Origin of the sequence: Pseudomonas onubensis (assembly GCF_965653655.1) — a bacterium.
Classification (GTDB): domain Bacteria; phylum Pseudomonadota; class Gammaproteobacteria; order Pseudomonadales; family Pseudomonadaceae; genus Aquipseudomonas.
Genome location: NZ_CBFHAZ010000002.1, coordinates 127,899 through 153,928, shown reverse-complemented (window position 1 = coordinate 153,928; position 26,030 = coordinate 127,899). Strand labels below are relative to the sequence as shown.

Here is a 26,030-nt window from a genome sequence, read left to right as displayed (position 1 = left end):
ACAGAATATTTCTCGTTAACCCACGGCATAATGCGCGCCGTGGCAACGACATCCAGATGAGCGAGGCGGTCCGACGTGTTGAAGAAAACCCTGTTCCAGTTGCACTGGTTCTTCGGCATCACTGCCGGGCTGGTGCTGGCGTTGATGGGGATGACCGGGGCTGCGGTCTCGTTTCAGGATGAAATCCTGCGGGCGCTGAACCCCACAGTCTTGAAGGTCGAAAAACGCGAAGCCGGTGTGCTGCCGCCTGCCGAACTGGTGCGCAAACTTGAGGCCACCGAAGGCAAGACCGTATCGATGCTGTGGGTGGAAAATGACAGCGGCAACGCCGCGCGCGTGTTCTTCACCGCCCCGCCGGGCGAACGGCGTGGCCAGATGCGCTACTTCGACCCCTACACCGGCGACTACAGGGGCGACGCCGTCGGCCAGGATGTGCTCGGCTTTATATTGCAACTGCACCGCTTCCTCGCCATGGGCGAAACCGGGCGCAACATCACCGGTGCCTGCACCCTGCTCCTGGTGTTCTTCTGCCTCTCGGGCCTGTACCTGCGCTGGCCGCGCCAAGTGGCAAGCTGGCGCGCCTGGCTGACACTGGACTGGCGCAAAAAAGGCCGCAGTTTCAACTGGGACCTGCACTCGGTGTTCGGCACCTGGTGCCTGCTGTTCTATCTGTTCTCGGCGCTCACTGGCCTGTATTGGTCCTACGACTGGTACAGCCAGGGCCTGAACAAACTGCTGTCCGACGCACCGCAAAACGAACGCCTGCGCAAACGTGGCCCGCCGCCCGAAGGCCCGGCGCCGGTGGCCAACTATGACGCGATCTGGAGCAGCATCTACGCCAACGCCGGCCCCGGTTTGAGTGCCTACAACATCCGCATGCCGGCCGTCGCCGGGCAGCCGGCCATCGTGTATTACCTGCTCAACTCATCGCCCCACGACCGCGCGCTGAACCAGATCAACCTGGACCCGGCCACCGGCGAGGTCAAATCCCACGACCAATACGCCAGCAAGACGCTCAAGTCCCAATTGCTCACCAGCATCTACGCACTGCACACCGGCAGCTACTTTGGTTGGACCGGGCGAATCATCCTCACCCTCAGCTCGCTGATGATGCCGCTGTTCTTTATCACCGGCTGGCTGCTGTACCTGGACCGTCGACGCAAAAAACGCCAGGTGCGCGACGCCCGCAAAGGCCTCGGCGCCAACCACAGCGATGCACCGGCCTGGCTGATCGGCTTTGCCAGCCAGAGCGGTTTTGCCGAACAGTTGGCGTGGCAAACCGCCGGGCAATTGCAGGCCGCCGGCTTGCCGGTGAAGGTGCAGCCGCTGGGCAGCGTCAGCCAGGACGACTTGAGCCAATCGCAACATGCGCTGTTCGTGGTCAGCACCTTCGGCGACGGCGAAGCCCCGGACAGCGCCCGAGGTTTTGAGCGCAGCGTGCTCGGTCAGGACCTGTCGCTCAAAGGCTTGAACTACTCGGTGCTGGCCCTGGGTGATCGCCAATATGAACACTTCTGCGGCTTTGCCCGGCGCCTGCACTTCTGGCTGACCCACCAGGGCGGCACGCCGTTGTTCGCGCCAGTTGAAGTCGACAGCGGCGACAGCCAAGCGCTGCTGGTCTGGCAACAGCAACTGGGCCAACTCACCGGCCATGCACCGGCAGCAGCCTGGCAAGCGCCTCAGTTTGAAAACTGGACCCTCAGCCATCGTACCCTGCTCAACCGCGACAGCGCCGGCTCGGACGTCTACCTGCTGGGCCTCACACCACCTGCGCCGCAAAGCTGGCTGGCCGGTGACCTGGTGGAAGTACTGCCGCGCAACTGCCCGTGGGCCATCGAGCACTTCCTCGCAGGCCTGGGCCTGGCCGGCAGCGACGGCGTACTGATCGACGGACTGGCGCAAACCCTTAACCAGGCACTGGCCACCCGCCAACTGCCGGACAACCGCACACACTTGGTGGGCCTGCACGCACAAGCGCTGGTCAACGCGCTGGTGCCCTTGGGCATGCGCGAATACTCCATCGCCTCGATCGCCAGCGACGGCGTGCTCGAGCTGATCGTTCGCCAGGAGCGCCACCCCGACGGCAGCCTGGGCCTGGGTTCTGGCTGGCTGACCGAATACGCCGCCATCGGCTCCGGCATCAGCCTGCGCCTGCGCCGCAACAGTGGCTTCCACTTGCCCGAAGCGCCGGTGCCGCTGATCCTGCTGGGCAACGGCACCGGACTGGCGGGACTGCGCAGTTTGCTTAAAGCGCGCATTACCGATGGCCAGCAGCGCAACTGGCTGCTGTTCGGCGAACGCAATATTGCCCACGACTACCTTTGCCAGGACGAGCTGCAAGGCTGGCTGGCCAGCGGAGACCTGGCCCTGCTGGACCTGGCGTTTTCTCGCGATCAAGCGGAAAAAATCTACGTACAGGACCGCCTTCGCGAGTCGGCAGATGTACTGCGTCGATGGCTGGCCGAAGGCGCCGCGATTTATGTGTGCGGCAGCTTGCAGGGCATGGCCACGGGTGTGGATCAGGCACTGCACGACATTCTGGGCAGCGAAGCGGTGGAGCGCTTGATCGAGCAGGGCCGCTATCGTCGGGATGTGTACTAAGCCCTCATACCGATCGTTCCCACGCTCTGCGTGGGAATGCATCCGGTGACGCTCCGCGTCACCGCCCTAAAAGCCGACGCGGAGCGTCCATGGCGGCGTTCCCACGCAGAGCGTGGGAACGATCGTCCTCAAGCGGGCTGCAGCTTTTGCTCGAACACCGAAACCCCATCCAGGTCGCGCAAAATCACGGTCAACTCCGCCGTCTGCCCATCAATCTGCACCTCACCAAAAAACTGAAACCCGGCAAACGGCGAGGTGTTCTGCGCAGGCGGAGCCTTCTGGAACACCACCTCTGGCCCAAAGGTCTTGTCCAACTGATTAGGCCCGAAACTCCCCGCATTCAGCGGCCCCGCCACAAACTCCCAGAACGGCTCGAAATCCTGAAACGCCGCGCGGTCCGGGTGGTAATGATGCGCCGCGCAGTAATGCACATCCGCCGTCAACCACACATGGTTGCGCACCTGCTGCGCACGCAAAAAGCCCAACAGCTCGGCAATCTCCAACTCACGCCCCTGGGCCGGGCCCGGGTCGCCGTTGGCGATGGCTTCCCAACGCGGCATGCCGGGGCTGACTTCGCCGTCGGGCACGCCGAGGCCGATAGGCATGTCGGCGGCGACGACTTTCCACTGTGCCTGGGAGGCCTTGAGTTCGCGCTTGAGCCAGTCCAGTTGCTCACGGCCCATAAAAGGCTTTTCGCCGCCCAGGTTGTCGTCGTTAGGCCCGCGATAACTGCGCATATCCAGCACGAACACATCCAGCAACGGCCCGTAGCTGAGCTTGCGATAGATGCGCCCACCGCCATCGGCGCTCTGGCGGCGCATCGGTGAATATTCCAGCCAGGCCTGGCGTGCGCGGCCAACCAAGGTATTGATGTCCTTGGTCTGGTAACGCTCATCGAGCACCTTGCTTGGCGACCAGTTGTTGATCACCTCATGGTCGTCCCACTGCCAGATCTGCGGCACTTCGGCATTGAAGCGGCGCACGTTTTCATCGAGCAGGTTGTAGCGGTAATTGCCGCGATATTCGTCGAGGGTTTCGGCGACTTTGCTTTTGGCTTCGGTGGTGATGTTGCGCCAGATGCGCCCGTCTTCAACGGTCAGCTGCGCCGGCACCGGGCCATCGGCGTAGATGGTGTCACCACTGTGGATAAAAAAGTCCGGCAAGCGCAGGCGCATGGCCTCGTAAATGCGCATGCCGCCGATGTCCGGGTTGATACCGAAGCCCTGGCCGACAGTGTCGCCGCTCCATACAAAACGGATGTCGCGACGTTGCTGCGGCACGCTGCGCAAGTGGCCGAACCACGGCTCGCTGGCGACGCCGGTCTGGGCGTCTTCATAATGCACACGGTAGAAAATCGCCTGATCGACCGGCAGCCCGGTGAGTTCGACGCGAGCGGTAAAGTCGGTGCGGCTGTCAGCCAGCGGCGAGATAAATTTGCGCGGGTTGCTGAACACGCTGCGGGTGTCCCACTCCACCACCATCTTCGCCGGGCGGTCGCTGCGGCTCCAGATCATCGCCCGATCGCCCAGCAAGTCGCCGGACTGCACGCCATCGGTGAGTTGCGGGCGGTCCTTGACCGAGGCGATCACTGCCGGCGCCAGGCCCGGCAGCAACAGCCCGGCGCCAACGGCTTGCATCACGCGGCGACGGCCGAGATCGAAGTGGCTCATGCAGGTGCCCTCTTGAGTATCAAAAGGGCAACTTAAACACGGGAGCATGAATCCCGTGTGACACCGCCCACAGGCCAATGAAGATCAAATGTGGGAGCGGGCTTGCTCGCGAAAGCGGTGTGTCAGTTACAGATGTAGTGGCTGACAAACCGTATTCGCGAGCAAGCCCGCTCCCACATTTTAAACAGTGTCAGGCCTTGGCTGAAGTGACCGACAGCTCCACTGCCTCGGGGCGCTTGATCAGCGCATACACCAGCCCGGTCACCAAGCTGCCCACCACAATCGCCAGCAAATACAGGAGCGCATGGTTCATCGCATTCGGAATCACCAACACAAACAAACCGCCATGGGGCGCGGCGAGTTTGCAGCCGAAATACATCGACAGCGCGCCGGTCAAGGCGCCACCGGCGATGCTGGCCGGGATCACCCGCAGCGGGTCTTTGGCGGCAAATGGAATCGCGCCTTCAGAGATAAAGCACAGGCCCAGGATCATCGCGGCCTTGCCCGCCTCGCGTTCGGTCTGGGCGAACTTGCGCCGCGCCAGGAAGGTGGCGATGCCCATGCCGATCGGCGGCACCATGCCGGCGGCCATGGTCGCCGCCATCGGTGCACCGCTGGACGCGGCCAGCAGGCCGACCGAAAACGCATACGCTGCCTTGTTGATCGGCCCGCCCAAATCCACACACATCATGCCGCCCAACAAAATGCCGAGCAGCACCGCATTGGTGGTGCCCATGGTGCTGAGAAAATCCGTCAGCCCCGTGAGCAACCGCGCTACCGGCGGGCCGACCAGATAGATCATCGCCAGGCCCGTGAACAAGCTCGCCAGCAGCGGGATGATCAGGATCGGCTTGAGTGCCTCCAGGCTTTGTGGCAACTGCACCGCGCGGGTGATCAGTTTGACGCAGTAACCAGCCAGAAAACCGGCCAGGATGCCGCCGATAAACCCGGCGCCCAAGGTGCCCGCCAGCAAGCCGCCGATCATGCCCGGCGCCAGGCCCGGACGGTCGGCAATCGAGTAAGCGATGTAGCCTGCCAGCAACGGCACCATCAGCATAAAGGCTTGATCACCGACGGTTTTGAGTGCGGCGGCCAAGGTGCCTTTTTCTTCAAAAGCATGGATGCCGAACACGAACGACAAGGCGATCAGCAGCCCGCCCGCCACCACCATCGGCAACATGAACGACACACCCGTGAGCAGGTGTTTGTACACGCCGGTTTTTTCTTTTTTGCCGACCGCACCGCTGCCGGCGTTTTCTACCGCGCCTTCAGCCAGTGCCTTGTTGAGCGTGGCCTCGGACTGCTTGAGGGCGATGCCGGTGCCACAGCGGTAAATCTTCTTGCCGGCGAAACGCTCGGTGGCAACTTCGATGTCCGCCGCCAGCAACACCACATCGGCATCGGCGATGGCCTGCGCGCTCAACGGCGTGCGTGCGCCCACCGAACCCTGGGTCTCGACCTGCAAGTCATAGCCCAGGCGCTTGGCGGTTTGCTGCAAAGCTTCGGCGGCCATGAAGGTGTGGGCCACGCCGGTCGGGCAGGCTGTAATCGCGACGATGCGCGGGGCATTCTTCGCCGCCTCCGGCGCTTGGCTGGCGACGTATTCCTGGGCCTCTTCGGCGCCACGGCGCAGCACCGCGTCGACATCCGCCAGCGCCTGGGCCGGCGTGCTCTGGAATACACGCTTGCCGACAAACCGCTGCATATCCACCGGCGTGCTGCTGACCAGCAACACCCACTCGGCCGCATCGATAGTCGCTTGGGACAACGCCCGCTCCGGGCGCTGCACATCCACGACTTCGGTGCTGGTGCTCCAGCCTTGACGCTGCGCGGCGGCGTCCAGCAAGCGGGCGCACAGCACACTGGTGACCATGCCGTTCGGGCAGGCGGTAACAATGGCTAACTTCATCACAAACCCTCTTATTGTTCTGTCAGCGTGCGCACATGGACGCCGCTTTCGAGGCGCGCCAACTGCGCGTCGTCGCTGATGCCAAAACCGATCTGCGTGACCGCCATGGCGGCAATCGCTGTGGCCCGGCGCAAGGTGACTTCCGGCAGATCACAACTGAGCAAGCCGTGCAGCATCCCGGCCAGCAACGAATCGCCCGCACCCACCGTGCTGGCGACGCTGACTTTGGGCGGCGTGGCCTGCAGCGCGGTGCCCGGGCTGAACCAGTTCACACCGTCGGCGCCGTGGGAGACCACCACATGCTCCACGCCTTGAGCATGCAACCGCTCGGCGGCCTGCGCCTGCTGTGCGATGGCGTCGGTGGCGCAATCGAGGGCTTCGGCGAGTTCTTCGGTGTTGGGTTTGATCAACCACGGGCCGGCCTTGATGCCCGCGCGCAATGCTTCGCCGCTGGTGTCGAGGGCGACTTTCAAACCAAGGTCTTTCAACGCGTGTATCAGTGCCTGAAACCACTGTGCGCTGACGCCACGCGGCAAACTGCCGGCGACCACCACCGCATCGAATTCAGGGCCGATGATTGCGACCATTTTGAGCAGTTGTTTTTGCGCCTGGTCACTCACCAGCGGCCCCGGCGCATTGATGTCGGTGACCCGACCATCCTGCTCGGCAATCTTGATGTTGCTACGGGTTTCGCCAGGCACGCGGATGAACGCGTCGCCAAACCCGCGGCTGGCGATCAATGCCTCGAAAGCCTCAGGGTTTGAAGCGCCGAGAAAACCGCCCACGCTCACGTCATGCCCGAGGTCCGCCAGCACCTGAGCGACATTCACGCCCTTGCCGGCAGCATGGGTCAGCAGGGTTTCGCTGCGGTTGACGGCACCCGGTTCCAGGTGTGCCAGGCGGACTGTGAGGTCCAACGCCGGGTTCAGCGTCAGGGTTAGAATCTTCGCCATTTACACGGCCTCCACTAGGGCTCGCACTTCGGCAGGCGAACCCACCAACAGCACTTTTTGCGCCAGGCCCTGGGCCTCGCTCAGACTGAATTCACGCACCCGCGCCTTGACTTCGGGAATGCTGCGGGCCGACACACTCAACTCATCCACACCCAAGCCGACCAGCACCGGCACCGCCAGTGGGTCTGCCGCCAGTTCGCCGCACACACCGACCCATTTGCCATGGGCATGGGCGGCGCGCACGGTGATGTCGATCAGTTGCAACACGGCCGGGTGCAGGCCATCGGCCTGGGCCGACAGGGTTGGGTGGCCACGGTCGATGGCCAGGGTGTACTGGGTGAGGTCGTTGGTGCCGACGCTGAAAAAGTCGACTTCTTTGGCGAGTACCGGCGCGAGCAAGGCGGCGGACGGTACTTCGATCATGATGCCCAGCTGCAAGTCGGCCACCGGGATTTCCAGCCGCAGGCGCTCGGTCATATCGCGGGCGGCACGCCACTCATCGACGCTGCCGACCATGGGAAACATGATGCGCAGCGGGCGGTTGTCCGCCGAGCGCAACAGCGCACGCAATTGCGCTTCCATGATCTGCGGGCGTTGCAAGGTCAGGCGAATGCCGCGCACACCGAGGAAGGGGTTTTCTTCCTCGGCAATCGGCCAATACGGCAGCGGTTTGTCGCCGCCCACATCCAGGGTGCGCACCACCAGCGGGCGACCGCCGAGGCCGTCGAGCACGCGGCGGTATTCGGCCTCCTGGGTGGCTTCATCCGGTGCTTGCGGGTGGGCCATAAAAATCAATTCGGTGCGCAACAGCCCGATGCCTTCGGCGCCCTGCTCGACTGCCGCAGCAACGCCTGCGCTTTCGCCGATATTGGCGAACACTTCCACGGCATGGCCATCGCGCGTCAGCGCCGGTTCATGGCGCTGGGCCGAGGCCGCTTGCAAGCGCTGTTCGCGGGTGTCGCGCTCGACCGTGGCGCGTTGCAGCGTGGCCGCGTCGGGGTCGACATGCAGGCGGCCGCGCTGGCCGTCGAGCAATAGCTGCGTGCCCGCAGCCAGCAGCAATACCGCCGCGCCGGCGCCGACCAACGCGGGGATGCCCAAGGCACGCGCAACGATGGCACTGTGGGCCGTGGCGCCGCCACGGGCGGTGAGGATGCCGGCGACGCGGGTTGGGTCCAGGCGTGCAACGTCAGAGGGGCCAACTTCGTCCATCACCAGAATGTAAGGTTCGCTCGGCTCCTGGGCGGTTTCAAGGCCGCACAATTGCGCCAGCACCCGGCGGCCAATGTCGCGCAGGTCGGCAGCGCGCTCGGCGAGCAAGGCATCCTGCAACGACTCTTGCTGTTTGGCCGCGGCTTCGATCACGCTCATCCATGCCGCCTCAGCGCTCTCGCCTTGCTTGAGGCGCGTATCGACTTCATCAGTCAGCTCCGGGTCGTCGAGCATTTCCTGGTGGGTGATGAAAATCTCGCGGATCGCCTTGGATTGGCTGCGCTCGATCAAGCCCTGGATATCCGCGCGCACGTCGGTGAGCGCGGCGTGCAGGCGCTGGCGCTCAATGGCTGCAGACTCGCCGCGCAGCGGGTAATCGAAAACCTGTTGGGTCTGGATATGCGCCGGGCCGATGGCAATGCCAGGCGCGGCGGCGATGGCCTGGACCTGGCTGCCGGACACGGGCGCGCTGATCGCAGGTTCAATCTCAAGGATGGTGGGTTGGGCACTCACGGTCGGCAGCGGCTCGACTTCCTCACCGAGCCCTTGCTCCACCGCTGCCAACAGCGCGGGCAATGCATCACTGGCAATCGCAGGTTCGGCGACAAATTCCAGCACCTGGCCGCGACGGGCGCCGAGGCTCAGCAACTTACTCAGACTTTTTACCGACACCGCGCCTACCGAGCCATCCACGATGCGCATGCGGATATCGCCGTCAAAACTTTTCGCCAACTGCGCGAGGATCTTCGCCGGCCGTGCATGCAAACCATGGGCATTGGCCAGGGTAATGCGCGCACTCGGCCAGTCCGGTGGCAACTCGCCGCCAAGTACTTCAAGCACTGCACGGCTGCTGGTAGCACGGCCCAATTCCTGGCCGCGCCCTTCAATCAACAACGTGCAGAGGCGTTCAAGCAAAGTCTGATGGGCTTCCCCAAGGCTGGCCAGGCAGAACAGGCCATTGAGGGGCTGGCCGAGGTAGCGCATCGGTTTGTCCGGCGTCACGAACGCAAGGCCAGGGCGCTTCACCGTCTGCTCGCTGTGCAGCCACCACAGGCCGTCGCCCAACGGCAGCGCATCGACTTGCTGCAACACGGCGGCGAAACCATTACTCACACAATCGGCCTGACGCAACAGGCGTGCGCCGCGCCAGACCAACTCTTCGAAATCGTCGGCCGACACGCCCAGGCTGATCATCTGCGCATCCAGTGCCAGTTCCTGCGGTGCGCCTTGCAGCAGTTTCAGCAAGGCTTCGGCGCTGCCGGAACGCCGCAACGCCTGGCCCAGGTCGGTTTCACCGAGGGCGCGGGTGAGCAGTTGCAGCAGGCGCAGGTGTTCATCGGATTTGGCCGCGATGCCAATCGCCAGGTAGACGATCTGGCCGTCGCCCCAATCCACGCCTTCGGGGAATTGCAGCAGACGCACGCCGGTGGAAAATACTTGGTCACGGGTTTGCGGGGTGCCGTGGGGGATGGCAATACCTTGGCCGAGAAAGGTCGAGCCTTGGGCTTCACGGGCTTGCAAGCCGCTCAGATAACCCTCGGCGACCAGGCCGTCGGCCACCAGTTTGTCCGCGAGCAGGTGCAAGGCAGCAGATTTATCCACGGCCACCTGGCCCATGGAAATCTGCTCTACAGTGAGCTCAAGCATGCCGTTCTCCTAGTTAGTGCACTGTGGGCACTAGGTATTGTTTTGAATAAATCAGCGCAGGCGCGTTCAAAAATAGCTGACTGAGTGGTCAATTGGCAGTAGTCACTCAGTGGCGAACATCGTAAAAATACGCCTGCTGAAACGTTTAATCTAGAATTTATGGCAGATTATGCGCTAATTATGCAAGCTTGAAGGACCACTCGGCGCTTGAGCTCAGACAATAGTCGTGTGCAGGAATCGGTTACGATTGGACAAAATGTCGGGGCAAGCTCTAGAAAACAAGGAAATCCCGGTTTGAAACTCAGTGATATCGCACGTCTGGCCGGTGTGTCCGTCACCACCGCCAGCTATGTCATCAACGGCAAGGCCGAACAGCAACGCATCAGCAACGCCACCGTCGAGCGGGTGCGTGCTGTGGTCGAAGCCCATGGCTTTACGCCCAACCCTCAGGCCGCCGGGCTGCGCAGTCGGCACACGCGCACCTTGGGCTTTATCTTGCCCGACCTGGAAAACCCCAGTTACGCACGCATCGCCAAGCTGTTGGAACAGGGCGCGCGGGCACGCGGCTACCAACTGCTGATCGCCAGCTCCGATGATGAAGCCGACAGCGAACGCCAACTGCTGCAACTGTTCCGCGCGCGGCGCTGCGATGCGCTGTTCGTGGCCAGTTGCTTGCCGGCCAGCGATGACAGCTACCGCGAGCTGCAAGCCAAGGGCTTGCCGGTGATTGCCATCGACCGGGTGATGGAACCCGGGCAGTTCTGCTCGGTGGTCAGCGACGACCGCCAGGCCTGCCAGCAACTCACCAGCAGCCTGTTGCAGCCGTTGCCCAAACAGATTGCGCTGATCGGTGCGCACCCGGAACTCAGCATCAGCCAGGAACGCGCCGCCGGTTTCCGTGAAGCCTTGCGCGACTTCAAGGGCGAGGTACTGGTCGAACAGGGTGAAGCCTTCAGCCGTGACTGTGGCCGCCAGTTGATGGAAGAACTCCTGCAACGCCTGGGGCATCTGCCTGACGCGCTGGTGACTACTTCCTACGTGCTGCTGCAAGGTGTGTTCGATGCCTTGCATGACTTCCCGCTCAAATCCCGGCCGTTGCGCCTGGGCACGTTCGGCGACACCCAACTGCTCGACTTCCTGCCCTTGCCGGTCAATGCCATGGCCCAGCAACATCAACTGATCGCCGACACCGCCCTGCGCCTGGCCCTGGCCGCTATCGAACAAGAACAGTACGAGCCCGGCGTACATGCCATCGGCCGGACCTTCAAGCAGCGCATTCACGAGGCTTGAGCGTGGATTTGATCGACACCCACACCCACCTGGACTTCCCGGATTTCGACACTGATCGTCGGGAAGTCCTCGCCCGTAGCCGTCAACTCGGCGTGCAGCGCATGGTGGTGCTGGGTGTATATCAGCAGAACTGGCAACGGCTGTGGGATCTGGTACAGGAAGATGACGGTTTATTCGCCGCCTTCGGCCTGCACCCGGTATATCTGGATGAGCATCGCCCCGCCGACCTGATCGAACTGGGTGATTGGCTGACCCGTCTGCAGGGCCATCGCCAACTGTGCGCCGTCGGCGAGATCGGCCTGGATTACTTCCTCGAACAGCTGGACCGCGAACGTCAGCAAAGCCTGTTTGAAGCGCAACTGAAACTGGCCGTGGAGTTCCAGCTCCCAGCTCTGCTGCACGTGCGCCGCAGCCACGCGGCAGTGATCGCCACGCTCAAGCGTATCCGCCTGCCGCGCGGCGGCATCATTCATGCGTTTGCCGGCAGCGTTGAGGAGGCCCGCGAATACATCAAGCTTGGTTTCAAACTGGGCCTGGGCGGCGCGGCCACCTGGCCCCAGGCGCTGCGCATGCACAAGGTGCTGCCCCAGCTGCCGCTTGAGGCGCTGGTGCTGGAAACCGATTCGCCGGACATGGCGCCCGCCATGTACCCCGGCCAGCGCAACAGCCCGCAACACCTGCCGGATATCTGCAACGCCTTGGCCGAACGGATGGGCATCAGCCCTTCAGTGCTGGCCGAAACGAGCACACGCAATGCGTGCGAGCTCTTCAACTGGTAGCACGTTGACTGCTTGCAGTTCCAAGGTCAGCCGCTGCCGGTGGCGCACAAAACGCAGCATCAGAAAGTGGATCAGCACCACCAGCAATGAAACGTTGAGCTGCCCGATCATGCTGATCAGGCCCAGCCACTCGGCCACCATCGCCACGATCAGCACCACGCTGGTCAATACCATCAAGCTTGGGTGCACCATGGCCCAGTGATCCAGTGATTTGAACTGGCGCAGTTGTCTGGGGCAGTTCAATTCCAGGACCCACTGACAATACGGGCAATCAAACGGCTCATGGATAGCAATGGCGTTCAATTGCCAGGGCTTGAGTTCGAAGGTGATGTCGCAATGGGCGCAGTGCCCTTTGATGCCGATAACCGCCGTCATCGCGTTGCCTCCCGAGACCCTTGAGTGGGTGAAACAAATTCTCACCCAACCGCAGCCTCAGAACAGGCACAGCAAAAAATCAGGACCGGCACCACAAACCATCAAGCCTATTCCTACGCGCAGGTCTTACACGCGAAACGCCCCAATCAAGTGCTTCAGCTCGATGACCTGCAATGACAACTGCCGGCTGGCGGCTTCGGTCTGCTGCGCGCCCTGGGCCGCATGTTCGCCGGCTCGATTGATTTCGACGATGTTCTGGTCGATATCGTGAGCGACTGCGGTTTGCTGCTCCACGGCGGCGGCGATCTGCTGGTTCTGGTCGACGATCATGCCTACGGCGCCGAGGATATTTTCCAGCGCCTGCTGGACCTTTTCCGACTGGGCCACCGTGCCATTGGCCATGGTATGGCTGGTGCCCATGGCCTTTACCGCCGCGCCTACGCCGCTGTGCAAACGGCTGATCATCTGTTCGATTTCTTCAGTGGAATGCTGAGTGCGTCGAGCCAGGGTGCGCACCTCATCGGCCACTACCGCAAAACCACGCCCTTGCTCACCGGCACGCGCCGCCTCGATCGCCGCATTGAGCGCCAACAGGTTGGTTTGTTCGGCGATGCTTTTGATCACTTCCAGCACGCTGCTGATGGACTGGCTGTCGATGGCCAGTTGATTGATCACCCGTACCGATTCATCAATCTCAGATGCCAGGCGCGCAATGCTGCCCTGCTGGGATTGCACCAGGCCACGGCCAGTAACGGTTTCGTCGTTGACGCTTTGGGCGCTGTTGACCGCCGCCGCCGCGCTGCGCGCCACTTCCTGGGCCGTGGAAGACATCTGGTTCATCGCCGTCGCCACCTGTTCAATCTGGCTGCGCTGGCCGGACACCGCCTGATTACTTTGCGATGAGACGGCCTGCACCTGCCCGGCTTGCAGCTCGACCTGGCTGACGGTGTGCCCGACACGCTCTATAAGGTCGTGGATCTTGGCCACCGTGCCATTGAACACTTGGCCCAGGTCGCCCAGTTCATCGCGACTGTGGGCCACAAACGTGACGGTCATGTCGCCGGCCGCCACTTTGTCCATCATCGCGCCCAATCGGCGCAAGGTAGTGCGCGTGGAGGCATAGAAGCCTGCATACAAATAGAAGATCAGCAGGAACACCGCCACCAGGGCACACACCAATACCACCATATGCGTGCGGTTTTGCGCCAGGCGCTGCTGCAGTTGCTGCTCAAGGAACCTCAGGGTGGCTTCATTGAGCTGGTAAGTCTGGGCCATCAGTTGGCTGACATCCTCGTAGAAACCCTGCCATGGGGCGTCGAGGGTTTGCGCCATGACGACCTGCTCTTCAAACAACTCGCTACCTTGCTTGAGGCTGGCGCCGCTGGCTTGGGCCTGGCTGTCGAGCGCCGTGCGCGCGGCGGTGCTGGCGCCCAGCGCGTCCTGCAACTTCAAGGCGTATTCAGCCTGGAGTTTTTCCAACTGTTGCAACAGCTCATCAAAGCGCGTGCTCGAGGATGAGTTGAGAAAGCCCTGGCCCAAGGAGTACGCGCCCATGGCCCGCCCCTCGCCCAGGGTTTGAGTGACTTGCGCGGTGACGCTGGTGAGCAGCTCACTGAGCTGGCGCAAATCACTCTGAGGGTCACGGCTCAAGCCGGACTGGCTGGCGATGATCTGGCTCAACATTTGCGCCTTGTTGAGGAGTTTACCGATCAATGCGCTTTTGCTCAGCAGCGAGGTTTCCTGCTGCTGGGCCTTGAATGCAGCGATCAACTCGTCGCGCTTGCCCTCGAAGGCGCTGGCTTGCTCGGGGTCGGCGGTCATGGCGTTGAGGCTTTGCAAGCGGCTCAGCACACTCTGCTCCAGAGCGCTGATCTTGCCTTCAAGATCGCCAGCCTTGCCAGATTGCCCCAGCACCGCGTTGATTTGCACCTGATTGTTCAGGGTTTCCAGGTCGCGCCGCAACGCCAGGCTGCTGCCGAGCAAGTCGAGGCTTTGCAGTTCAATGCGAGTGCCCTGGAATTGCGACCACGAGTCGCGCACCAAAAAGTAGTTGGTCGCCAGCATCGGCAGCAGGAACAGCACGCTGATCAGGCTGAACTTCATGCCAAAACTCAGGCGGTTCATCAGGGCGACAGCGGGATAGAGCAAGCGCTTCACGGGTGAGCTCCCTTTCTTATTTTTATTGAGGCGCAGGGCGGCGGCAGATAGCCACTATTTGGCGCTCTGACTGTATAGCTCAATTTGAAAGGGAGTTTTGTAACGTAAGGTTAATGGCTTGAAAAATCACCACAAACCTAAAGTGGAAGCTGACTTGTGTGGGAGCCGGGCTTGCCCGCGATACAGGCACCGCGGTTTTTCAGTCATGCCGAGGTGATGCCATCGCAGGCAAGCCAGCTCCCACATTTGACCGCCGGTTATTAAGGCAACACCGTCCAGATCGCAAACCCGGCATACCACAGCACCGCGGCCCGCAGCAGCAGTTCCCACAGACGATCCAAACTGTTGATGCCATCGGCCCCCACCACCGGCGGTGGAATCTCAGCCGCCACCAGGCCGACTTTTTCCATCAGTTGCGCAGCGCTGATGTCCCAGCTCAACAGCTCATGCAGCATCACACGGCTGACCGCGACAAAGTTACCCACCAGGGCAAAGCTGGCCGCCAGCAGACGCACCGGCAGCCAGTCAAATGCGTGACGCAATTGCCCGGCGCGTTCGGCGACCAGTGGGTTCTGGCTGTTCTCGCTGGCCAATGCCAACAGCCGATAAGCCAGGGCCGCGACAGGGCCCAGCAGGAAATACCAGAAAATCACCGCAAAAAAGCTTTGGTAGGCCTGCCACAGCAAATGGCCTTGAACCCGCTCCAGCAGTTGCTCGCCACTGTCGGCGGCCACCTTCAGGTCGCGCTCGGCCACGTGCTCGGCAGCTTGCAGGTCACCGCGCCGCCAGGCGTCGCGAAACGGCCCAAGCTCGCCCAGCAAGTCGCCACGCCCCAGGCTGTAGATCACCACCAGCAAATGCACCGGCAGTGCCAACAGGCCATAAGCCACGGGCTCCAGCACCAACAGCAACAACCCCAGCAAGGCCACCGGCAATAACACCAGCAGTACCAGGATCAGCCAAGGCTGCTTGCCCATGCGCGGGCTCGACTCCAGCTTGGCCAGCTCGCGCAGCCATCCGCCGTCACGTTGCAACCGCCGACGCAGGGCCGAAAACTTCTCGATCCACACTGCCAGCACCAACACCAGGAAACTCATCGTGCGTGTCCTCCATCCTGCAGGGCGCTGCGAAAGCGCGTCCAATCAAAAGCCGGGCCCGGATCGGTCTTGCGCGCCGGGGCGATATCACTGTGACCACAAATACGCTGCGGGGTAATGCCTGGGTAGGCCGCCAACAGCTGTCGTGTCAGGCCGATCAGCGACACATATTGCGCATCGGTAAACGGTAGCTCGTCCGTGCCTTCCAGTTCGATCCCGAGGGAAAAGTCATTGCACGCTTCACGACCCTCGAAACTCGACACCCCGGCATGCCAGGCACGGTCCAGACAGGAAACAAACTGTGTCACCGAGCCGTCGCGCTCAATCAGAAAATGCGCAGATACCCGTAGGCTCGCAATGCCTTCAAAGTAGGCATGTTTCGTGACATCCAGGCGATTCTGGAAAAACTCATGCACCTTGCCAGTGGCAAACTGCCCCGGTGGCAGGCTGATGTTATGCACCACCAACAGTGAGATCTCGCCGGCGGGGCGCTCGTTGAAGTTGGGCGACGGGCAATGACGGATGCCCTGGCACCAACCGCTGGTGGGGTCCAACTGCATACGGGTTCCTTGAATGAGACGAGGTGTTACCAGTATGCCGCGTTCAGCCCTGCGGTTGCGATCACTTGCCGCGATTGAGTTGGCGCAACGTGCCAATCACCGACGTCAGCGCGCGGTCGAACAGCAGCTCCTCATCGAGGCTGCGCAGCGCGCCCTGCTTGAGGGCCAAGGCCAATTGGCCGGCACTTTTCTCCAGGGCTTTGAGCCCGGTGCGGCTGACGAAAATGTAGCAGTCAGCCGGTGCCATGATGGCCTTCAGCTTGCAACGCAGCCGGCTGCCGTCGTCTTGCTGGAACTCAAACCAGTTGCCAATGCGCAACTGCTGGACCTTGAGCAACTGCGGATCATCACTGGGCAGGTTCGGGATCACGTCAGGCACGTCGCTAATGAGTGAAAACGGCTCGCGCACCTCGATCATTGTATCCAGGCTCTGGCCTTCCAACGACTGCAAGTGCATGGCCTGCAAACGCAGAAAAAACTCGCGGGTGCTGAAGGGGTCGAACGCTGCGCTGGTCAACCCATCACGCAAGGCTTTGAGCAGGCCGGGCAGTTGTTCGAGCAAGTGCCGGCCGGCCTCGGTGTCTTTTTGCAGGCTGACGCTCCAGATCAATTCGTCCAGGGTGCGCACGGCCGCCTGCCATTGCACTGACTGCTCGCCCTGCTTGAGGCTGGCCAGCAACAGCACCTGGCTCCAGGCCTGCTGAACAAACTGCACCACGGTCTGCGGCAACACGCGGCCCACCAACCGTCGATTGAGCACCTCGGCCACCCGCTGACGCGCCGCGTCTGTGCGCACCCGGCCTTCTTCGGCCTCGCAGGTGTGCTGTTCGAGCAACTCGCTGCGCTGGCGCTCGTCGGCGGTGAAGGCGCTGAACTGCGCCAGCACTTGAGGGAAAATCGCCAGGTCTTCGACGAACTCATTCAACAGCCGTTGCACCACCTGCTCAGTGCGCAGGTACAGGCTGTCACGTTGATAGTCATCGCGCGGGCTCCATGTCATGGCGGCGCTGGCGATTTCATTGAGCAGACGTCGCGCCGGATGGCTGGCGCGGCTGAAAAAACTCTTGTCCAGCACCGCCACTTTCAACAGCGGAATCTGCAAGCGTGCGATCAAGGCCTTGAATACGTCAGGCACGCTGTGATCCGTAAGGATGAACTCGAACAGCAGCGCGACCAGGTTGATCACGTCCTCATCGGCGTCTTCCACCACACGGGATTTGCCGCTCTTGACGCTCACGCGAGTCAACAATTGCTCAAGCTGGTTACGCAGGTCGAAGTCGTCTTCGGCCTCGGGCTCCGGCACATATTGCTGCAGGTGGGAGAGCAGGCGCAGCAAATCGCGGGTGGCGATGGGCAGGGGTTCGGCGCAGGCTTCCAGGGTGGGCGCGACGCTGCCACGCACGGCAGCGAGCAATTTCTGCAACGCGGCAAAGGCTTGCTGGCCGTTTTCATCCAAGGGCTGATCCACGGCCTGCACACTGCCTTCGCGTTGCTGCTCGCGGGCTTCACGCCCACCAGGGCGGCGTGACGGCACGGTCTTGAGCTGCGGCAAAACGCCAGTCGCGACCAACAGTTGGTTAGCCTCGGCGTACAGTTGGTCGGCGTCACTGAGCACATACTTCTCGAACAGCTTGAGCATGATCAGCTTGACGCGAATCTCCACCCCCAGGCTGCGCCCCGCACGCAGGAAAAACTCGCACAGCAGTGCCGGGCCGAGCGGGTTATCGCGTTCATCCAGGGGGTTGCCGAGCAACGCGCCCAGGCGCGCGGTCAATTGCCCCAGCGCCAGGCCATCGCGATGTCGAACGCGGCCGAGCATGGCTTCCAGCGCGACGGCTTTTTCCAGCGCATCTCTGGACGTGCCCGGCACCGCCTCATAGGACACCACCGGCACCAGCTGCAATTCACCGCGTTCGGCCTGGCCGAGGTCGACAAAAGCGGCGAACAATTGCTCCATGAACACGCGCTCGAAATTCTTGCGCTTGAGGCGCAGGTCACGCATGGCTTCGAAGAAAATATGATGGTCAACGTTGCTGCGGGCCTTGTCGGCCATTTCGAACAGGGTGTCGTCAGCGTTATCGAACAGCTCCTGCAAACCTTGCTGCAACTGCTGTGCGGCCTTGTCGCGAACCTGCAGCAACACCACCGGCAGGCGCGCGAGCGGCGATGGCGTGGCCTGTGCCCGATTGATGGGCACCACCTTTCCGTCAATGTGCATCCTGGCCTCCTGAAACGGCGGTGTTGAATTGGCGAAAAATCGGCGACAAGCCCATCGGGCTGCAAACACCGGTTATCTCCAGAACGTCAAAGCTATGACGCCAATTGCAAGGCGCGAGATTATCTTGCAAATGGGGGTTGTTGCGCCAGCGAACTCTGCCAATGCGCTGTAAATGAGTGGTGAGTATGGGTTCAGCGGCGCGCTGCCCCTATAATCGAGGCACTTTGTTTGTGGAGCCTGTTATGCCGAATCTCCGTCTTGCCGACCTCACCGCCGAAATCGAAGCCAACGTGCGCCGCGCACTGCTGGAAGACATCGGCAGCGGCGACATCACTGCGCAACTGATCCCGGCCGAACGGCTGGCCAAGGCCACCATCATTACCCGCGATGCCGCCGTTATCGCTGGCACCGCCTGGGTGGACGCGGTGTTCCGCCAGCTCGACCCACGGGTTGCGGTGCATTGGCAGGTGGCCGACGGCGAGCGTGTCAGCCCCAATCAAGTGCTGTTCCACCTTGAAGGTCCGGCACGCTCACTGCTGAGCGGCGAACGCTGTGCGCTGAATTTTCTGCAGATGTTGTCAGGCGTCGCCACGCGCGCGCAGTACCTGGCGGACTTTGTCGCCAGCACCCAGGTCAAGCTGCTGGACACCCGCAAAACCCTGCCGGGCCTGCGCCTGGCGCAGAAGTACGCAGTGACTTGCGGCGGTTGCCACAACCATCGCATCGGTTTGTATGACGCGTTCCTGATCAAGGAAAACCATATCGCCGCCTGTGGAGGGATCGCCGAAGCGATTACCGCCGCCCATAAGATCGCACCGGGCAAGCCGGTGGAAATCGAAGTGGAAAGCCTGGAAGAACTGCGCGAAGCACTGGCCGCGGGCGCCGATATCATCATGCTTGACGAGTTGAGCCTGGATGACATGCGCGAGGCTGTGCGCCTGAATGCCGGCAAGGCCAAGCTGGAAGCGAGCGGCGGGATCAATGAAACCACCTTGCTGCCTATCGCGCAGACCGGGGTGGATTACATTTCCATCGGTGCGATGACCAAGGATGTGAAGGCGGTGGATTTGTCGATGCGACTGAGCCTCTGAGCAAGCAACATCCTGGGAAAAGGAGCGAGGTTGCTCGCTCCTTCAATTTCGCGCTCAGATCGCGAGATTATTCATCCCGCAATACTCGTTCCAATCAACGCCAAGCACCTCGGCGGCCTCTTTGTGCAAGGCCAGGCGCGCCGCTTCGAATTCTTGCGGCGTCGAGGTGTACTTGAGGCTCAATTCCCACGGCTGCAGGCCCTGGGCCTCCGCCTCATCCTCGAATGCCCACTGGATCTGGTCCTTCTGATCATCGGCGCTCAGGTCCTTGATCTCGTCGAGCAGTTCCGGCGACTCCGCGACGTATTTTTTGAGGGCTGCTTCGTGCCGCTGTTCCTGGGTCATTTCTTGTGTGGTCATGTTGTTCTCTTAGATCATGGAATGGGGATGCATCTGGGTCATCAAGGTTGCGCAGATACAAAAGAGTGGGCATGAATGCCGCCTCGTCTGGCCTTCAGAACCATTCTGGGATCATCTGAAAACGTTGCCTTTGAAACAGTGTCGCCGTTGAAACAGTGTTGCCTTTGTGCCCGAGACAGGAGTCGAACCTGCGACCTTCGCGTTACGAGTGCGCTGCTCTACCAACTGAGCTACACGGGCGGTGGGCTAAAGCTAGCACCGCATTGGGCAGGCAGCAACAAACTCGCTGACTGCCCGGCAGGCATTACGCCCCGTCAGTGCCGCAACCCTTGGCGACGTACTGCGCCTCGGCGGTGGTGGCACACGCCCAACCCTGGGTGGCGCTGCGCGTCAAGGTGATGGTCTTGCCCAATACCGGCGCAGGTGCATCGAGGATTTCGCAGGTAATGGAACCGGCGCCCGTGGCCACATCGCCGGCTAAGGTAATCGCGCAGTTGGCAGTCGGGCTGGTGCCACCAATCAACGCCAGGGTTGGCACGGTGCCTTGGTTAAGGGTGTCTTCAAAACCAGCCTTCAACGCCGCAATTTCAGCCAGCCCCGCTGTGAACTTGGCCTTGGCCTGGTGCTTGGTATACATGGGCAGACCGATGGTGGCCAAAATGCCGATGATTGCCACGACGATCAATAACTCGATCAAGGTAAAGCCTTTCTGACGCATCACATTCACTCTCCAGAATAAAAACCTAATCAAGGCGCGTCCTGCGCCCTGCAGTGTGCAGCGGCGCCAGTGTACTCATCCGTGAGCGCCCAATTGTGGCTGAGACGCACATTCTGACATTTTATCGTGCGCCAACGAGCGGTCCGAATCCGTCATCTGACTAAGCTATAAATCTACGACGACCTGTGTGCGGACCTGTGCCATGAATGACGCTTCAACGATCTACGCCTGGGAAGGCACCAACCGCAAAGGCCGCCGGGTGTGCGGGCAAACCACCGGCCATAACCTGGCACTGATCAAGGCGCAACTGCGCCAACAGGGGATTTGCCCCGGCCGCGTGCGCAAAAAGGCTTCGCACCGGCCATATTTTGCCGCGCCGATAAAACCCGCTGACATCGCGCTGTTCACACGCCAATTGGCCACCCTGTTAAAGGCAGGCATTGCACTGCTGCAAGCGTTCGACATCATCTGCGAAGGCTTCGAAAACCGGCAGATGCGCGCGCTGATAAAACGCTTGAAGCAGGAAATTGCCGCCGGAAACAGCCTGGCAGCAGCGCTGCGCAAACAGCCGCGTCACTTTGATGATTTGTATTGCAACCTGATTGCCGCAGGCGAACAGGCAGGCGCCCTGGAAACACTGCTCGAGCGGGTGGCGATTCACCTGGAGAAAAGCCAGCAGCTCAAGGCGCGAATCAAAAAAGCCATGACCTACCCTATCGCCGTGATCGTGGTCGCCTGCCTAGTCAGTGCAGTCCTGCTTATCCACGTGGTGCCACAGTTCCAGAACCTCTTCGCCGGGGTAAACGACCAACTGCCGGGCTTTACCTTGCTAGTGATTGCGCTGTCCAACTTCCTGCAGCACGCCTGGTGGATGCTCGCCTTGGGGCTGGGTATGGCAATAGCCGCGCTGCGCCATGCCTATCGGGCTTACCCGCGGTTTCGTGACGGGCTGGATGCGGGTTTGTTGAACGTGCCGCTGGCGGGCACACTGCTGAGGCGCTCCGCCATCGCCCGCTACGCCCGTACACTTTCGACCACTTTTGCGGCGGGCGTGCCATTGGTGCAGGCGCTGGACTCCGTGGCAGGCGCGGCAGGCAATGGATTGTTCAGAAAGGCGATCGAACATATGCGACACGATGTATCCACAGGTGTGCCGTTGAACCAGTCCATGGCCCGCAGCGGACTGTTTCCCGGCATGGCCATCCAGATGACAGCCATCGGTGAAGAGTCGGGCACCCTGGACCGCATGCTGGAAAAAGTCGCCAACCACTATGAAGCCGATGTGGAGAACCTGGTCGATAACCTCACCAGCCTGATGGAGCCACTGATCATGGTGGTGTTGGGGGGCATTGTCGGCGCCTTGGTGATTGCGATGTACCTGCCGGTGTTCCAGTTGGGGTCGGCGTTTTGAGCCTGCTGCTGAGTGAGCAACCCTGGGTCTTTGTCGGGATGGCGCTGGTGCTCGGCCTGATCGTCGGCAGCTTTCTCAACGTGCTGGTGTGGCGCCTGCCGAAGATGCTCATGCGCGAATGGCGCGCCCAGGCCCAGGAAATACTCGGCCTGCCAGCCGACCCCGTCAGCCCTGCCTACAACCTGATGCTGCCCAACTCGTGCTGCCCGCATTGCAGCCAACCGATTCGCCCCTGGGAAAATATCCCGGTACTCAGCTACCTGCTACTCAAGGCGCGCTGCGCCCATTGCCGCGAGCCTATCAGCGCCCGCTACCCCTTTACCGAACTGGCCTGTGCGCTGCTCTCGGCCACTGTCGCCTGGCATTTTGGCTTCGGCTGGCAAGCTGGCGCAGTGATGCTGCTGAGTTGGGGCCTGCTGGCGATGAGCCTGATCGACGTCGATCATCAACTGCTGCCGGATGTGCTGGTGTTACCGCTGCTGTGGCTGGGGTTGATCCTCAATAGCGGCGACCTGTTGGCGACGCTGCCCGATGCGCTATGGGGCGCAGTCATAGGCTATGTGTGCCTGTGGAGCGTGTTCTGGGTGTTCAAAGTGGTCACCGGCAAGGACGGCATAGGCTATGGCGACTTCAAGCTACTGGCCCTGCTCGGTGCCTGGGGTGGTTGGCAGATTCTACCGATGACGCTGCTGATAGCGTCCCTGCTGGGGGTGTTCGCAGGCCTTGTCCTGATGCGTTTGCGCAAGTCCCAGGCATCGGTGCCGATGCCATTTGGCCCGTGCCTGGCAATTGCCGGCTGGATTGCATTGCTCTGGGGTGGTCAAATAACCGACTTCTATTTGCAGTCTGTCGGTTTCAGATGACCACTTGCGTCGCAACACCCTGGATTCTAGGCGTCACCGGCGGCATTGGCAGCGGCAAAAGCGCGGCCGCCCAGCACTTTATCGACCTGGGCATTGACCTGGTCGATGCCGACCATGCCGCACGTTGGGTGGTCGAACCCGGCCGGCCGGCACTTGCACGCATTGCCGAGCATTTTGGTGCTGGCGTGTTGCAGCCGGACGGCCAGTTGGACCGCGCCGCCCTGCGCAAGCTGATCTTTGAAGTGCCCGAAGAGCGTCGCTGGCTGGAAGCCCTGCTGCACCCGTTGATCGGCGAGGAAATTCGCAGCCATCTTGCGCGCGCCCAATCGCCTTACGCGATCCTGGTCTCGCCGCTGCTGATCGAATCCGGCCAGTACAGCATGACCCAGCGCATCCTGGTAATCGACGTGCCGCAATCACTGCAGATTCAGCGTACCCTGCAGCGCGACGGCATCAGCGAACAGCAGGTGCAGGCGATCCTCAAGGCTCAGTCCAGCCGTGAAGACCGTCTGAACCATGCCGATGACGTGCTGGTCAACGACAAGGACCTCGCCTGGCTGCACAGCGAGGTCGAGCGACTGCACCACTTTTACCTTACTTTGCGTGGAGGCCGATCATGAGCCAACCCTTGACCGTCGAGTGCCCAACCTGCGGCGCACCCGTGGAATGGAAACCCGACAACCTCAACCGGCCGTTCTGCTCGGACCGCTGCAAGCTTATCGACCTTGGCGCCTGGGCCGCGGAAGAACACAAGATTCCGGTGAGCCCGGATGCCGAGGACGAGCTGTTCTCTGAAGACCTGCCGCCGCGCCATTAAGGCCGCATAAAGGCGTATTCCTGCTGGTCGTCGAGGTTTTCTGCAAGGTATTGCAGCTCGTCGGCCAAGTCTTCAAAACTGCGCACACCCTTGCTCTGCTGCACCACCGCACTGAGCATGGCGCGCAGGGTAAGGCCTGGGTCAAAGCCGATTTCCTGTGCCGCATCCTGGCTTCTGCGCAACTCTTGCCGCGCCCATTCGTACACACTCATAGTCCGTGCCCCGCCCTGCTCAGTAAAATTTCGCAGAGCATGGGCCTGCACGGCCGCCTGGGATTTGATCTGGATCAACGCCGCGAATCGTCGTCCTTCCACGGCGCCGACAGGTAGCGCGTACGGTTGAAGGTCTCCAGCCATTCCGGGCAGAACACCACCAGGGCACTGATGACCATGCCGTTGATAAACGCCTCGGGGAAGATGATCAGCCACAGGTAACCGACGAAGTCCTCCAGCCACTCCGGCATGGCAAAACGGCCGTCAAACCAAAGCAGCCCCAACGCCGCCAGCAGGCACAGCAGTGCCGACAGCGCCGCGGCGAAAAAACCGGAACAGAAGATATACACAAAGGGGTTTCGCGGTTGCGCCCGCTCCACCAGCAGCGCGCAGGTCTCGGTGACCAGCACCGGCAACCCGATCAGCAGCAAACCATTGACCCCGACCGCCGCCAGGTCCTGGCGCCCCAGCAGCACCAAACCCAATTGCGCGACCAACCCGCCGACGATAGCGAGGGGCCAATCCAACAGTAGGGTCACGGCGGTCATGCCGATAAAGTGGTAAGACACACCGGTGTCGAAATCCCGCCGTACCAGCCAGAGCATAAACAGGGCAAACACGGTGCCGAACAACAAATGCTGGCGCCGCCGGTCGGCAAACAACTCGACCCACGGCGTGCGCAGGATCGCCCACATGACCAACGGCGCGTACAACAGCCAGCCGATGATGAGGGTTTCCGGCGCCAGTACGGAGGCGCCGATCACGGCGTCAACGGCCATAAAGCGTTAATGCCATTCATGGACACGACGCCATTGATATCGAGCATAAACAGGCCTCATTCCCAGAGTCCCTATAGGGTGGTCAGTCTACCGCGCCACGCCTTGCGCTGTGCAGGGCTTCACTGCCAACCGACTAAGCGAAAAGAGAACAACGTGTCGAGGGTACAGGCCCAATAGAGAAACTAATACTGGTTATAGCATTACTGCATTGCAGCCGATGCCGCCTTCAAATAAAACCTTGGTGCCATTTAAACCAAACTAAGGAGCAGGAAAACAAGTCTCTTGTTAGTACTGGGCGCATTGATGACAAACACAACTACTTATCCGCTGGCGACCAAGCAAAATGCGTCTCCCCCTGACAGGGGCGCACCAAAACTGGACGCTGAATTCAAAAAGCAACTGATGAAAAGGACGCCCGTGCGCACGACGATAGTTTATGCCAACGCGATTTTAATCATCGCGCTCGGCATGACTGCGCTGCTACTCGACGACCATGGCGTTATCGACTTGCCGTGGTATGCAATTGGCCTGACAGTCATCATGCTCGGTTTAATGTTTGCTCACTTCACTGAGCTTCAACATGAGCTGTTGCATGGGCACGCCTTTAAATCTCAGCGGCTTAATCGGGTACTGGGATTCTTTTGCGGTTTATTCATGCTCAACTCGTTTTCGCACTATAAATATCATCACCTGCGCCATCATCGACACCTTGGCACGGCACTTAACAGTGAATTCTTCAACTATCCAGAAAAAGGCATGAACAGCCCAATTAAATTATTAGGTGCTGCCCTGAATCCCGGCAGGTTTATTCGCGTGGGTACATTCATGATTAAGAGCCTGACAACAACGACGCTGCACGACATAGAAGATAACAAAGCGCACGCACACGCCAGGCAGGAATATTGTCTTTACTTTGTTATTCTTTCAGCGGCCATCGCCTTTACGCTCGTGACCGGTTCAATGTTCTTAATAGTCGCCTGGTTCATCCCGATGGTGCTTATCGCGGAGCCGGCTCACTACCTGATAGAACTGCCAGAGCATTTCGGCCTTGACGCCTACAGCGAACCGAACTTCAACAGGAACACGAGAAGCATCGAGGCGTCGTGGGTGGCGCGCTGGTATACGAATGGAAACAACCTGCACACTGCGCACCATAGCCTCGCCAGTGTGCCGATGGGTCACTGCCAAGCCTTGCATGATTGCTCGCGCTCGCACATGGAAGTCATCGAACAGGACTACTGGACCTTCTATCGAAAGGTTATGTCGGGTGAGCTCAAGCCGTTCAATCGAAAAAGTGAGTGATATCTGCCC

22 protein-coding genes, 1 tRNA gene and 1 pseudogene are annotated in these 26,030 nt (G+C 61.2%); 9 read left to right on the top strand and 15 right to left on the bottom strand.

What is annotated here, in order from left to right:
• Nucleotides 1-75: 75 nt before the first annotated feature.
• Nucleotides 76-2,601: a PepSY domain-containing protein gene (locus ACTD9P_RS01645; RefSeq protein WP_438866426.1), complete on the top strand. Its 2,526-nt coding sequence runs from the start codon at nucleotides 76-78 to the stop codon at nucleotides 2,599-2,601.
• Between the two features lie 128 nt (nucleotides 2,602-2,729).
• Here ACTD9P_RS01645 and ACTD9P_RS01640 read toward each other — a convergent pair whose 3' ends face one another.
• The 4 genes from ACTD9P_RS01640 to ptsP form a co-directional block, all read right to left on the bottom strand.
• Nucleotides 2,730-4,271 carry an alkaline phosphatase D family protein gene (locus ACTD9P_RS01640; protein ID WP_438866425.1) on the bottom strand — a complete coding sequence of 514 codons (1,542 nt, stop codon included), beginning with the start codon at nucleotides 4,269-4,271 and terminating at the stop codon, nucleotides 2,730-2,732.
• A gap of 190 nt (nucleotides 4,272-4,461) precedes the next feature.
• A complete protein-coding gene (locus ACTD9P_RS01635) occupies nucleotides 4,462-6,180 on the bottom strand; it encodes a PTS fructose-like transporter subunit IIB (RefSeq protein ID WP_438866424.1) in 1,719 nt (572 codons plus the stop codon).
• A gap of 11 nt (nucleotides 6,181-6,191) precedes the next feature.
• The gene (pfkB, locus tag ACTD9P_RS01630; RefSeq protein ID WP_438866423.1) at nucleotides 6,192-7,133 is read right to left on the bottom strand and encodes a 1-phosphofructokinase; all 942 of its coding nucleotides are present in this window, start codon (nucleotides 7,131-7,133) and stop codon (nucleotides 6,192-6,194) included.
• Nucleotides 7,134-9,992, bottom strand: coding sequence for a phosphoenolpyruvate--protein phosphotransferase (gene ptsP, locus ACTD9P_RS01625; protein ID WP_438866422.1), 2,859 nt, complete (start codon nucleotides 9,990-9,992; stop codon nucleotides 7,134-7,136).
• 294 nt (nucleotides 9,993-10,286) lie between these two features.
• On the opposite strand from ptsP, the gene cra reads away from it, so the two are divergent.
• Both cra and ACTD9P_RS01615 read left to right on the top strand, forming a co-directional pair.
• Nucleotides 10,287-11,282 carry a catabolite repressor/activator gene (gene cra / locus ACTD9P_RS01620; RefSeq protein ID WP_438866421.1) on the top strand — a complete coding sequence of 332 codons (996 nt, stop codon included), beginning with the start codon at nucleotides 10,287-10,289 and terminating at the stop codon, nucleotides 11,280-11,282.
• 2 nt (nucleotides 11,283-11,284) lie between these two features.
• Complete coding sequence (locus ACTD9P_RS01615; RefSeq protein WP_438866420.1) at nucleotides 11,285-12,061, top strand: TatD family hydrolase; 777 nt, start codon at nucleotides 11,285-11,287, stop codon at nucleotides 12,059-12,061.
• On the opposite strand, the gene ACTD9P_RS01610 is transcribed toward ACTD9P_RS01615, so the two are convergent.
• The 6 genes and pseudogenes from ACTD9P_RS01610 to ACTD9P_RS01585 form a co-directional block, all read right to left on the bottom strand.
• Nucleotides 12,008-12,436 carry a hypothetical protein gene (locus tag ACTD9P_RS01610; RefSeq protein WP_138816878.1) on the bottom strand — a complete coding sequence of 143 codons (429 nt, stop codon included), beginning with the start codon at nucleotides 12,434-12,436 and terminating at the stop codon, nucleotides 12,008-12,010. The two genes, ACTD9P_RS01615 and ACTD9P_RS01610, sit on opposite strands and share 54 nt — an antisense overlap.
• A gap of 126 nt (nucleotides 12,437-12,562) precedes the next feature.
• On the bottom strand, nucleotides 12,563-13,267 hold the full coding sequence (locus tag ACTD9P_RS01605; RefSeq protein ID WP_438866446.1) for a methyl-accepting chemotaxis protein: 705 nt from the start codon (nucleotides 13,265-13,267) through the stop codon (nucleotides 12,563-12,565).
• 153 nt (nucleotides 13,268-13,420) lie between these two features.
• Nucleotides 13,421-13,624, bottom strand: a pseudogene (locus ACTD9P_RS01600) (HAMP domain-containing protein); the annotation flags it as partial.
• A gap of 1,229 nt (nucleotides 13,625-14,853) precedes the next feature.
• Nucleotides 14,854-15,690 carry a regulatory signaling modulator protein AmpE gene (gene ampE / locus ACTD9P_RS01595; RefSeq protein WP_017134516.1) on the bottom strand — a complete coding sequence of 279 codons (837 nt, stop codon included), beginning with the start codon at nucleotides 15,688-15,690 and terminating at the stop codon, nucleotides 14,854-14,856.
• Nucleotides 15,687-16,250 (bottom strand): 1,6-anhydro-N-acetylmuramyl-L-alanine amidase AmpD, encoded by a 564-nt coding sequence (ampD, locus tag ACTD9P_RS01590; protein ID WP_438866419.1) that lies wholly within the window; start codon nucleotides 16,248-16,250, stop codon nucleotides 15,687-15,689. The genes ampE and ampD overlap by 4 nt, the downstream gene beginning before the upstream one ends.
• A gap of 61 nt (nucleotides 16,251-16,311) precedes the next feature.
• Nucleotides 16,312-18,468: a DUF1631 domain-containing protein gene (locus tag ACTD9P_RS01585; protein ID WP_438866418.1), complete on the bottom strand. Its 2,157-nt coding sequence runs from the start codon at nucleotides 18,466-18,468 to the stop codon at nucleotides 16,312-16,314.
• 242 nt (nucleotides 18,469-18,710) lie between these two features.
• Here ACTD9P_RS01585 and nadC point away from each other — a divergent pair, with 242 nt between their 5' ends.
• A complete protein-coding gene (gene nadC / locus ACTD9P_RS01580; RefSeq protein WP_056859081.1) occupies nucleotides 18,711-19,559 on the top strand; it encodes a carboxylating nicotinate-nucleotide diphosphorylase in 849 nt (282 codons plus the stop codon).
• Nucleotides 19,560-19,613: 54 nt separating this feature from the next.
• Here nadC and ACTD9P_RS01575 read toward each other — a convergent pair whose 3' ends face one another.
• The 3 genes from ACTD9P_RS01575 to ACTD9P_RS01565 form a co-directional block, all read right to left on the bottom strand.
• A complete protein-coding gene (locus ACTD9P_RS01575; RefSeq protein WP_068931343.1) occupies nucleotides 19,614-19,919 on the bottom strand; it encodes a DUF6388 family protein in 306 nt (101 codons plus the stop codon).
• 167 nt (nucleotides 19,920-20,086) lie between these two features.
• Nucleotides 20,087-20,159: transfer RNA gene (locus ACTD9P_RS01570), tRNA-Thr, on the bottom strand.
• Nucleotides 20,160-20,223: 64 nt separating this feature from the next.
• Nucleotides 20,224-20,637 (bottom strand): pilin, encoded by a 414-nt coding sequence (locus ACTD9P_RS01565; protein ID WP_438866445.1) that lies wholly within the window; start codon nucleotides 20,635-20,637, stop codon nucleotides 20,224-20,226.
• Between the two features lie 202 nt (nucleotides 20,638-20,839).
• Between ACTD9P_RS01565 and ACTD9P_RS01560 the strand changes: the two genes are divergently transcribed.
• From ACTD9P_RS01560 to yacG, 4 genes are read left to right on the top strand one after another with little or no spacing between them, the layout of a single operon-like run.
• Nucleotides 20,840-22,048 carry a type II secretion system F family protein gene (locus ACTD9P_RS01560; protein WP_438866417.1) on the top strand — a complete coding sequence of 403 codons (1,209 nt, stop codon included), beginning with the start codon at nucleotides 20,840-20,842 and terminating at the stop codon, nucleotides 22,046-22,048.
• Nucleotides 22,045-22,911, top strand: coding sequence for a prepilin peptidase (locus tag ACTD9P_RS01555; RefSeq protein WP_438866416.1), 867 nt, complete (start codon nucleotides 22,045-22,047; stop codon nucleotides 22,909-22,911). The genes ACTD9P_RS01560 and ACTD9P_RS01555 overlap by 4 nt, the downstream gene beginning before the upstream one ends.
• Nucleotides 22,908-23,531, top strand: a complete 624-nt coding sequence (gene coaE, locus ACTD9P_RS01550; protein ID WP_438866414.1) for a dephospho-CoA kinase — start codon at nucleotides 22,908-22,910, stop codon at nucleotides 23,529-23,531. The genes ACTD9P_RS01555 and coaE overlap by 4 nt, the downstream gene beginning before the upstream one ends.
• Nucleotides 23,528-23,728, top strand: a complete 201-nt coding sequence (yacG, locus tag ACTD9P_RS01545) for a DNA gyrase inhibitor YacG (protein ID WP_438866413.1) — start codon at nucleotides 23,528-23,530, stop codon at nucleotides 23,726-23,728. Before coaE ends, yacG begins: the two co-directional genes overlap by 4 nt.
• Here the strand turns inward: yacG and ACTD9P_RS01540 are convergent.
• Both ACTD9P_RS01540 and ACTD9P_RS01535 read right to left on the bottom strand, forming a co-directional pair.
• Nucleotides 23,725-23,940 (bottom strand): hypothetical protein, encoded by a 216-nt coding sequence (locus ACTD9P_RS01540; protein ID WP_003171680.1) that lies wholly within the window; start codon nucleotides 23,938-23,940, stop codon nucleotides 23,725-23,727. The two genes, yacG and ACTD9P_RS01540, sit on opposite strands and share 4 nt — an antisense overlap.
• A 74-nt stretch (nucleotides 23,941-24,014) precedes the next feature.
• Nucleotides 24,015-24,704, bottom strand: coding sequence for an energy-coupling factor ABC transporter permease (locus ACTD9P_RS01535; protein WP_438866444.1), 690 nt, complete (start codon nucleotides 24,702-24,704; stop codon nucleotides 24,015-24,017).
• Nucleotides 24,705-25,001: 297 nt separating this feature from the next.
• Here ACTD9P_RS01535 and ACTD9P_RS01530 point away from each other — a divergent pair, with 297 nt between their 5' ends.
• Nucleotides 25,002-26,021 (top strand): fatty acid desaturase family protein, encoded by a 1,020-nt coding sequence (locus tag ACTD9P_RS01530; protein ID WP_438866412.1) that lies wholly within the window; start codon nucleotides 25,002-25,004, stop codon nucleotides 26,019-26,021.
• Nucleotides 26,022-26,030 lie beyond the last annotated feature (9 nt).